The 5,867-nt window shown below is 48.0% G+C and carries 5 protein-coding genes; 2 read left to right on the forward strand and 3 right to left on the reverse strand.

All coding sequences use genetic code 11. The features are described 5' to 3' along the window. Positions 1–28: 28 nt before the first annotated feature. Genes ABNT28_RS09650 through cobU form a run of 3 tightly spaced genes read right to left on the reverse strand, consistent with a single transcriptional unit; the run spans position 29 to position 2,316 of the window. Complete coding sequence (locus tag ABNT28_RS09650; protein WP_348721476.1) at positions 29–679, reverse strand: adenosylcobinamide-GDP ribazoletransferase; 651 nt, start codon at positions 677–679, stop codon at positions 29–31. A gap of 44 nt (positions 680–723) precedes the next feature. Further along, positions 724–1,737 carry a nicotinate-nucleotide--dimethylbenzimidazole phosphoribosyltransferase gene (cobT, locus tag ABNT28_RS09655; protein WP_348721477.1) on the reverse strand — a complete coding sequence of 338 codons (1,014 nt, stop codon included), beginning with the start codon at positions 1,735–1,737 and terminating at the stop codon, positions 724–726. Between the two features lie 42 nt (positions 1,738–1,779). Next, on the reverse strand, positions 1,780–2,316 hold the full coding sequence (gene cobU / locus ABNT28_RS09660) for a bifunctional adenosylcobinamide kinase/adenosylcobinamide-phosphate guanylyltransferase (RefSeq protein WP_332925138.1): 537 nt from the start codon (positions 2,314–2,316) through the stop codon (positions 1,780–1,782). 338 nt (positions 2,317–2,654) lie between these two features. Here cobU and ABNT28_RS09665 point away from each other — a divergent pair, with 338 nt between their 5' ends. Together ABNT28_RS09665 and ABNT28_RS09670 are read left to right on the forward strand one after the other, a co-directional pair. Then, positions 2,655–4,253 (forward strand): trimethylamine methyltransferase family protein, encoded by a 1,599-nt coding sequence (locus ABNT28_RS09665; RefSeq protein ID WP_332925137.1) that lies wholly within the window; start codon positions 2,655–2,657, stop codon positions 4,251–4,253. 37 nt (positions 4,254–4,290) lie between these two features. Further along, positions 4,291–5,867, forward strand: a 1,577-nt coding sequence (locus tag ABNT28_RS09670) for an FAD-dependent oxidoreductase (RefSeq protein ID WP_348721478.1), incomplete at its 3' end; no start/stop codon positions are given.

Raw genomic sequence — 5,867 nt, forward strand, 5'->3', positions numbered from 1 at the left:
GAACAACGTTATGGGCAATACCATTATTTTATCTATTTCCGCAAGTTGCGCCAAGAGCTGGTATTATCGGAAATAGATAAAATAATGGTATTGCCCATAACGTTGTTCCCGTGAACACGACAATAGCGGCAGGCCTGCCAAGTATGGCTCCGAGTTTAGCATGCGGACTGATTGGATAAAAACATAGCTGGTAAATAATCTGTGCACGTGCGGCAGCCAGCGCAATTGCCATGAACAGCACCAGCAACAAACCATCACTAATGATGGTACTAACCGCAAAAAACAGCGTGACACGAAACAGACTGACCACAACAAGGGCAAGTACGCCATAGGAACCGATATGGCTATCATGCATGATCCTACTTTTATCAGCTTCTGTCTGCCCACCTCCAAAACCATCAGCGACATCAGCCATACCATCTTCATGCAATGCACCAGTGGCAAGGGCGATGAAGCCAAGTGCCAGAACAGATGCACCCACAGGGGGCAGAAAATCCCGAATAGGGGGCAATAACAAACAACCAGCCCCCACGCCTATAACTAGGCCAACTAGCGGAAATGCCCATAAAGAGCGCGTGAAATCAGGCGTTTTGTCTGTCTCGAAACGAAACCAGAATACAGGAATACGACTAAGCAGAATAAAGGCTGACGCGCAGTCACCCAACAGCGAAAAAGGCATCAAATCCTGTTTGCTTATGGATTTTTTTTGCGCATCCTTTGCCATTATCCCTCGCTAACGCCGGCCTCGGCAAAAGTTGCCATACCATTATGTGTTGCCAGTGCCGCGCGGACAATCAATGTCGCCAAAGCCCCGCCACTAGCCTCGCCAAGCCGCATGCCCAGATCAATCAGTGGTTGCTTACGCAAGGCAACAGCCAAGCGCAAATGCCCCGGCTCACCCGACATATGCGAGATGACCGTATGATCCAGCGCATCAAGCTTGCCATCGGCGGTCAATGCGGCGGCGGCGGCGGTGCTGATAAATCCATCAAGCATCATGGGTATCGACCGCATTCGTGCCGCCAGCACAGCACCCGCAATGGCGGCCAGTTCGCGGCCACCAAAACCAGCCAGAAGGGCTACCGGATTAGCATCGGTTTCACCTTGTGTTTTAAGCGCTTGCTCAACAATTTTGGCTTTATGCGCAACACCTTCATGATCCAGCCCTGTGCCGGGCCCTACCCAACGCGGGGCATCGCCACCAAAACGTGCCATACAAAGCGCGGCGGCGGCGGTTGTGTTGCCGATGCCCATTTCGCCAACGACGATAAAATCACAATCCTCGGCAATTTGAGCCGCGCCGATATTCATTGCTTCAAGAACTTCAGCTTCGCTCATAGCGGCGCCTTGTGACAGATCATTTGTTGGCCGATCAAGCTCAATATCGGTCACTGTCAATGTCAGATTAGCTTCGGCACATAGTTGGTTTATAGCGGCACCACCGGCGGCAAAATTGGCTACCATCTGCCCGGTGACATCTGCGGGATAAGGCGAAATATTTTGCGCAACAACACCATGATTTCCGGCAAAAACCAGACATTGGCCATTGTTTATTTGGGGTTTTTCTAAACCTTGCCAACCTGCCATCCAAACAGCCACCGTTTCCAACTTGCCCAGCGATCCGGGTGGCTTGGTAAGCTGGCTTTGTCGAGCTAAGGCCTGATTTTTGACCTGACCGTTCGCGGCGGGCAAGTGATTAATGATGTCGATAACATGTGTAACTGAAGTAAAAATCATAGACGTCTCTTATTGGTAAAAGTGATAAATAAAGGTTTGATATCAAGGTTTAAGTTTTGATGTCAGCCCTGCTGTAACAAAATAGACATGATCTGCCAGCGCGGCGACACGCTGATTTAACAATCCGCTTTCATCCCTGAAGCGTCGTGACAATGCATTATCTGGAACAATGCCTAATCCAGTTTCGCTTGCCACACAAATGATAGTGGCTTTGCTGTTTTCCAGACCATCGCAAAGCTTGTCACTTGCAGCCTCAATATCATGATCGCCGATCAGCAGATTCGTCATCCATACGCTCAGGCAATCAACCAGCATGACAGTGTGCGGCTTGTCGTACAGGGCAATTTTGTCAGCCAGATCGATGGGCGCTTCAACAAGTCTCCACGCATCACCACGCCGTTGCTTATGTATGTCGATACGTACCTGCATCTCATCATCAAAGGCTTGCGCCGTCGCAATATAACAAAGCTGGGCATCATGTGATGGGATTGCTTTATAGCTATCTAAGGCAAGATTTTCTGCAATGTGGGATTTGCCAGAACGCGCGCCACCTAAAAAGAAATGAATATCATGTGGCATTTAGACTGAATCCTAATATCTGGCTCGATATGCGACCTAAAACTATCATAGTTTGATAGATCCGATCATCGCATTGCCTTTATAAACTCTGCTCTTGTAATTTGGCCATGATTATCTTGAAAGTTACACTTTAAAGAAAGCGGAAAAGTGTATCTTGAATGTTGTGTCTGATGGCTGTTCAAAACAACAATATCGACCGCATGAAGGATGGTTTTGCAGAAATGGCTAAAAAACAGAAGTTAACAGTCATTTTTGATCGGTAAATATTTGACAGATACACTAAACGGTTATCAAGTTATTTGATTGAGTGAATGCCTGCCAGTTGGTGAGAGTCAATCATGGGTAAAAATGCAACAGTAACCAAAACCACAAAATCAGGAGCTATAAAATCTACTCGTCGGCTTCGTTCTGGGGGACGGGCGGCGAATGCTGTTCGCCGTGGTGATGTGGTTCTCAAACAAAGCCCATGGCGGCTGCCTGTCAATCTGGATCATCCTACCGAACCCCTGTCCGAAGATGGCGTTATGGCTATCCATAATGGGGCTATGCATATCCTCGAAGACATAGGTATCGAATTTCTGAACGAAGAGGCTCAGCAACTATTCAAACAGGCAGGATGCAAAGTTGACGGTACCAATGTAAAGATGGGGCGTGACTGGGTTATGGATATGGTCGCCAAGGCACCGAACGACTTCACAATAACGCCGCGTAATTCGGATCGGGAAATCATCGTTGGGGCAAATCATATCCTTTTTGGCAATGTATCCTCACCGCCAAATTACTATGACATTGATATTGGGCAAAAAGTTCCAGGTACAAGGGAGCAATGCGCCAATTTAATCAAACTGTCCCAATATTTTAATTGTATTCATTTTATCGGTGGCTATCCGGTTGAACCAGTCGATATTCACGCCTCAATTCGACATCTTGATGTGCTTTACGACAAGCTAATGCTGACTGACAAAGTCGTTCATGCCTATGCGCTTGGAAAAGAGCGCATCGAAGATGTCATGGAGATGGTCAAAATTGCTGCGGGGCTTAGTGAAGACGAATTTCAATCTAAACCGCATATGTACACGAATATCAATTCAACATCGCCTCTCAAACACGATCACCCGATGATTGATGGGTCGTTGCGCCTGATCCGGCGGGGGCAGGCGGTCGTGGTCACACCCTTTACTTTGGCGGGCGCGATGGCACCTGTCACCATGACGGGGGCTGTGACCTTGTCAATTGCCGAAGCCTTGTCCGCCATTGCTTTGTTTCAATATGTAAAGCCAGGTTGCCCCTGTGTCATTGGCACATTTACCTCGAATGTGGATATGAAATCGGGGGCACCAGCTTTTGGTACAGCAGAATATATGCGTGCGACCCAGATAACAGGTCAAATGGCACGATATTACGGTATGCCGATGCGTGCGTCTGGCGTTTGTGCGGCGAATGTACCGGACGGACAGTCAATCTGGGAAACCTCAAACTCACTATGGTCGGCAGTACAATCAGGAACCAACATGGTTTACCACGCGGCTGGCTGGCTTGAAGGCGGCCTGATCGCAAGTCCGGAAAAATTCATCATGGATTGTGAAATGCTACAACTCATCCAACGCTATATGGAACCTGATTTACTGGATACAGACACAGATACCATCGCTGTTGATGCTATCAAGGAAGTTGGACCAAGTGGACATTATTTCGGTATCCAGCACACGCAAGATCGCTATCAAACCGCATTTCATGAACCGTTTGTCAGCGATTGGCGTAATTTTGAAGCATGGGAAGCAGCCGGCGCGACCGAAACGCCTGAACGCGCCAACAAACTATTTAAAGACATCATTTCCAATTTTCAGGCACCGCCAATGGCTGAAGACAGGCATGAAGAATTGCTGGCCTTTGTTAACCGACGTAAAGCTGAAGGTGGTGCGCCTACAGACTTTTAAATGATATAATAACAAATAATCAGGAATTGTATTTTACATGAAAACACAAGCAAAAGTTGTTGTCATTGGTGGTGGTGTCGTTGGGGCTTCGGTTCTGTATCATCTGACCAAGCTGGGATGCCGTGACGTTGTTCTGCTAGAACGTTCGGAACTTACGTCTGGTTCCACATGGCACGCGGCGGGCGGCATGCATACGATCAATGGCGATCCAAATGTTGCCAAGCTTCAGCAATATACGATTGAATTATATCAAGAAATCGAACAGCTGTCTGGACAGGATATTACCATGCATATGACTGGTGGTGTCATGCTGGCTGCTACCGAAGAACGTTTTGACTGGCTAAAGGGGGTTTATGCTAAAGGCAAATATCTTGGTATGGATGATCTTGAGATCATCACCCCTAAACGCGCGCATGAACTATTACCGCTGATTGATCCAAGCCAGTTTGTTGGGGCTATGTATGATCCAATTGAAGGACATGTTGACCCTTATGGTGTCACCCATGCCTATGCAAAATCTGCGCGCAAGAATGGTGCTGAATTCTATACCCATACAAAGGTTGAATCGCTGTCACAAGACACGGATGGCACATGGAATGTTATAACTGACAAAGGCGCGATCAAAGCCGAGCATATCGTCAATGCGGCAGGCCTATGGGCACGTGAAGTGGGCCGTATGGTTGGGCTGGAATTACCCGTGCTAGCCATGGAACATATGTATCTGTTGACTGAAGATATGCCAGAAGTTGCCGAAGCAAATGCCAAAACAGGCTCTGAAGTTATTCACGCTGTTGATTTTGATGGTGAAATTTATGTGCGCCAGGAACGTGGCGGTATGCTCATGGGAACTTATGAAAAAGCTTGTGTGCCATGGTCAGAACGCGAAACACCCTGGGAATTTGGGCATCAACTTCTCGAACCTGATATTGACCGGATAGCCCCATCATTGGAAGTGGGCTTTCGGCATTTTCCAGCATTTGAGCGCGCTGGCATAAAACAGATTATCAATGGCCCTTTCACCTTTGCCCCCGATGGTAATCCGCTTGTTGGACCCATAAAAGGCATGACAAATTACTGGGCTGCTTGTGCTGTTATGGCTGGATTTAGTCAGGGTGGTGGTGTTGGGCTGGCACTTGCTAACTGGATTGTAAATGGCGATCCCGATTTTGATGTCTGGGCGATGGATGTTAGCCGTTTCGGTGATTATACGAATATGGCCTATACGAATGCCCGTGTTCGTGAAAATTATTCACGGCGTTTTTCTATCCGTTATCCAAATGAAGAATTGGAAGCAGGCCGTCCTTTGCTTACGACAAGCATATATGACAGGCAAAAAGCTGCTGGTGCCCAGTTTGGTGCCGCCTATGGGTTGGAAGTGCCGTTATGGTACGCACCCGAGGGGGTAAAGGATGAATTTTCATGGCGCCGGTCAACCGATTTTGAATATATCGGTGCCGAGGCAAGGGGGGTTCGTGACTCTGTCGGTCTGGGGGATATATCGGGTTTCGCCAAATATAGTGTCACAGGTAAAGCTGCCCATGCGTGGCTGGACAGAATGTTGGCATGTCATGTGCCTGCCGTTGGCCGCATGACTTTGGCACCTATGCTAAAAGA

It is taken from the genome of uncultured Candidatus Puniceispirillum sp. (genome assembly GCF_963979125.1).
In the GTDB taxonomy this organism is placed as follows: domain Bacteria; phylum Pseudomonadota; class Alphaproteobacteria; order Puniceispirillales; family Puniceispirillaceae; genus Puniceispirillum.

What these genes read in the sequence shown, in the direction of transcription:
- ABNT28_RS09650 (WP_348721476.1), bottom strand. Translation starts at nt 679, where the DNA reads ATGCCTTTTTCGCTGTTGGGTGACTGCGCGTCAGCCTTTATTCTGCTT.
- cobT (WP_348721477.1), bottom strand. Translation starts at nt 1,737, where the DNA reads ATGATTTTTACTTCAGTTACACATGTTATCGACATCATTAATCACTTG.
- cobU (WP_332925138.1), bottom strand. Translation starts at nt 2,316, where the DNA reads ATGCCACATGATATTCATTTCTTTTTAGGTGGCGCGCGTTCTGGCAAA.
- ABNT28_RS09665 (WP_332925137.1), top strand. Translation starts at nt 2,655, where the DNA reads ATGGGTAAAAATGCAACAGTAACCAAAACCACAAAATCAGGAGCTATA.